5 protein-coding genes are annotated in these 3,734 nt (G+C 52.8%); 1 reads left to right on the forward strand and 4 read right to left on the reverse strand.

What is annotated here, in order from left to right:
- The 4 genes from NZ772_15480 to NZ772_15495 form a co-directional block, all read right to left on the reverse strand.
- Positions 1 to 1,286 (reverse strand): dihydrolipoyl dehydrogenase (locus NZ772_15480; GenBank protein MCS6814957.1); only part of this gene is annotated, 1,286 nt, incomplete at its 3' end.
- A 188-nt stretch (positions 1,287 to 1,474) separates the two neighbouring features.
- A complete protein-coding gene (locus tag NZ772_15485) occupies positions 1,475 to 1,666 on the reverse strand; it encodes a hypothetical protein (GenBank protein ID MCS6814958.1) in 192 nt (63 codons plus the stop codon).
- 89 nt (positions 1,667 to 1,755) lie between these two features.
- Positions 1,756 to 2,352, reverse strand: a complete 597-nt coding sequence (locus NZ772_15490; protein MCS6814959.1) for a pyridoxamine 5'-phosphate oxidase family protein — start codon at positions 2,350 to 2,352, stop codon at positions 1,756 to 1,758.
- The gene (locus tag NZ772_15495) at positions 2,342 to 3,442 is read right to left on the reverse strand and encodes a substrate-binding domain-containing protein (GenBank protein MCS6814960.1); all 1,101 of its coding nucleotides are present in this window, start codon (positions 3,440 to 3,442) and stop codon (positions 2,342 to 2,344) included. The genes NZ772_15490 and NZ772_15495 overlap by 11 nt, the downstream gene beginning before the upstream one ends.
- A gap of 109 nt (positions 3,443 to 3,551) precedes the next feature.
- Between NZ772_15495 and NZ772_15500 the strand changes: the two genes are divergently transcribed.
- On the forward strand, positions 3,552 to 3,734 hold a 183-nt coding region (locus NZ772_15500), incomplete at its 3' end, for a prohibitin family protein (GenBank protein ID MCS6814961.1).

Below are 3,734 nucleotides of genomic sequence, written 5' to 3' on the forward strand. Positions count from 1 at the left end.
CCAATGATGTGGGCACCCAGCAACTCGCCCGTATCTTCCCGAAAGATTACTTTGGCAATGCCCTCTGTCTCTCCTTCTGCGATCGCCTTAGAGTTGCCCTTAAAATAGGTACGCACGGAATTGACTGTAAAGCCTTCACTAGCGGCTAGTTCCTTGGCGGCAGGTTCCGTTAGCCCTACAAACCCAATTTCGGGATGGGTGAAGGCAGCAGCCGGAATGCTGCGGTAGTCAACCTGGCGGGGACGATTGCAGATGTTCTCAACAGCCGTAATTCCCTGGGCTGAAGCAGCGTGCGCTAACATCATCTTGCCGTTGGCATCGCCAATCGCCCACAGGTGGGGCACGGGTTGACCATCCTTCAGTACGCGCATTCCTCCATCTACTGGAATAAAGCCCCGACGATCGGTGTCTACACCCACGGTTTCTAATCCTAGGTTCTTAGTAGCAGGAATACGGCCCGTAGCGACCAGGCAAGCATCCACCTCCAATACCTCAACAGTTTCCTTGCTCTTGGCATCGGCTAGCTCAATCACCACGGGCGATCCTGGAATCACTCGTTTTGCCAACACCCCTACCCTCGTCTCAATGTCGCGGGGCTTAATCAGAATCCGTTCAGCAATTTTGGCAATGTCAGGGTCAAATCCTGGCATCAGCTGATCTAGCGCTTCAATCATGGTGATTTCACAGCCCAGAGCCGAGTAAATGTCAGAAAACTCTAGCCCGATATAGCCACTGCCAATGATGGCAACCCAGTTAGGCAACCATTCCAGTTTTAGTCCATCGTCACTGGTGAATACAGTTTTGCCATCAATCTCGATGCCTGGAGGCACAAAGGGTATGGAGCCAGGAGCGAGAATGATGTCCTTGGCACTAAGGCTCTTGTTGCCGCTAGCAGTTTCCACAGTGACTTTCTGGATGCCCGCTACTTTACCCCAACCCTGGATTACGTCCACACCCAGGCGCTTCAGGCTGTTGCCCATATCAGTACGAATTTTGTTGACCAAGGTGCTGGCATGATTGGCGATCGCCCCCCGATCGAACTCCACGGATCCCACGTGTACCCCTAGAGCCTTCAAGTGCTCAGCATTGCGTAGTTCGCGTACTCGTCCTGATGCTGCTAACAGGGCCTTAGAGGGAATGCACCCCCGGTTGACACAGGTGCCCCCCATGTCTGCTGCTTCAACGATCGCGGTCTTTAGCCCACAACTGACCGCGTGCAGCGCTGCACCATGACCACCAACACCCGCGCCTAAAATCACTAAATCGTAATCAAATGCCTGACTCACGCCCTTCTCCCTACACAGTCCTAGACACGATCGCGGATGCACATCCGCCCTCAACAATGCTCTCTATTCTCACACGCTAGCCCCCCGAATGGGCAGCAAGTCACCAGAACTGCATGACTTTTTTATGGTCACCTGATCATTGTCACCACCAAACCTGTATGGTCGTCAGGGTAGGGTTTTTGCTGTTGCTACACGTAGTTCCCCTCCAGATTGATGTCAGCATCGACAATGTAGCCTCGATAAACTGGACGGGTAATCGCCGCCAATCCTCCAGAAAAAGAGCCACCGCTAAGCATTGGCAACCGAGGTCTGACCATAAATTTGCCTGTGGTGTTGACATAGCCACATTGCAGCCCTCTAAGGCGTACAGCGTTGTGCACAACTGCCCTACCTTATGAAAAGGATTATGAAAAGGATTTGGCAAAGGAACTAAGGGGACAAGGGCAACTTGTAGCCTGAGTCGTTAGCCCTAGGGATTGATGGCGAGAGCAGTCCAACCATCGTGGGGATCATAGGTGTAGCGATGACGAGTTTGGGGACTGCCCCGCAGTTCTAAGTGATCAACCCGATCGGGCAGTAGCAATACCAAGCAAAACGTGTCTAAGGGCGTGAAGGCATCGGGTGGCTCTGAGATCACAGGCTGGTTAGGATCCCAGGGCTGATCAGGGGGTGGGGAAGCAAATTGCGATCGGGCCGCCTCAGAAATGGTTTGCCACAGATGGTTCCGCGCTTCCTGCAACTCAAGATCCGAGTTATCTTTATCTACTACCAGCAAGTGACCTGCTAAGCGGAACTGTTCGCGGGTTTTGGGGAAATACCAGCACACCTCAGCCTTGGGTTGATGGGCAATGTGCTGAATTTTTTGGCTACGGCGATCGGTGATGATCTGAAGCTGGTTCGTACCCTCACGGAAGCCTCGAAACACGACCGTGCGACAGGCCGGGAAGCCATCGGGTGTCACCGTTGCCAGTTGTAGATAGCGACTGTAAATCAGGGAGCGGTTGCGGTGCAGTGCCCGTGCTAGGGGCGATCGCCAAGGGGCTAAAGGTTCTGAACTAATTGGCACGTTCCCACAGGCGAATGACTTCGTTGAGGGTTTGACGATCAGGTGCAGGAGTCACCTGTCCAGGCAGCGTTACTTCTGCACCAGGGATGTTCTGGTTCCAAGGGCTATTGGGCACTGATTTCAAATCTATAGAACTGTTGACGGGGCGGAATCCAAATTGCACAAATACGGCTTGCTGGTCAGGTTGGGAGAGAAAATCGAGAAATTTCTGGGCAGCCTTAGCTTTGCCAGCGCTGACATTACGCCGGACGATTGCCGCTGTAGACACAGTTTCAACCGTTGGATCCAGGTAGTAGATCTGGTAGGGCTTGCCCTGGTTGGCTCCTGATTGTTGCCAACGATAGAGGGCAATACTCTCATAAACCGTTGCCACATCGGCATCGTTGGGGCCGCGGGTTATAAATTCTTGCAGCAAGATGTCTGTTGATCGGGGGGGCTGATAGACCGATCGCTTTACCAAGCTGAACAGGGGGGCTAACCGGGGATCATTTAACGTTGACGGATTAGCAGGGGATCCCAACTTTGACTGCGCCCACAGACTCAGGGTCAATTGACCACTGTTAGAGCGAGACGGGTCTGTAGTCATAAAGTCAAAGCTACCCCACTCCGGTTTGCCGCCGATCGCTGCCCAACTGCCCGATTGCATCGCCTGCTCTAGCCGCTGCCATTCAAAGCGCCCGGATGGAAACAGAGCTTGTCCTCGCTCCGTCCAGGCAATGCCCACCAACACCGTTTTGGCTAGGGGACGAGGCTGCTCGTAGAAGGGTTCATCAGAATTCTGAGACTTCCAGCGATCGCTTAGTTCCTGAAGAATCTGACCATTGGCAGGAATCAACACTGTTGGATCCACATCATTCTTATCATCCAAATACTTGGTGAGCAGTTCTTGGGATCCCTGGATTTTGACCTCGACCTTGATGGAAGGGTTTGCTTGTTCAAACTTCTGCTCCAACACCTTTAGGGGTTCCTCTAACTCTGAACCAGAAGCAACCACGATCGTCTGGCTAATGCCAGGTAAGGGGGCATAGGTAAGCCCCAAGCCAGCCACAATAATGCCAATGGAGGTCAGCAGTGAAGTTTGTTTCGTCATAGGATTGTGCGAGAAAATTGATCCCGTTGCGTCGATTCTAGCCTTTTTAGCCGCAAACTACCCTGTACAATGAACTTGCCGAGTGACAGGATGTTAAGGAGTAACCACCGTGCGTAATCAATCCAGTTTTCAAGCCCTTGGCGGCGTGATCCTTGCTGGGATCGTGATTCTGGTGCTCAATGCCTTTGTAATCATCAGCCCTGGACAAGCAGGCGTGCTGAGCATCTTGGGTAAGGCTCAAGATCGAGCCTTGCTAGAGGGCATCCATCTCAAACCTCCGTTCATCGGTACT

It is taken from the genome of Cyanobacteriota bacterium (assembly GCA_025054735.1).
Taxonomy (GTDB): Bacteria; Cyanobacteriota; Cyanobacteriia; order SKYG9; family SKYG9; genus SKYG9.

Coding starts and splice junctions, on each gene's coding strand:
- NZ772_15495 (MCS6814960.1), bottom strand. CDS start 3,442: ATGACGAAACAAACTTCACTGCTGACCTCCATTGGCATTATTGTGGCT.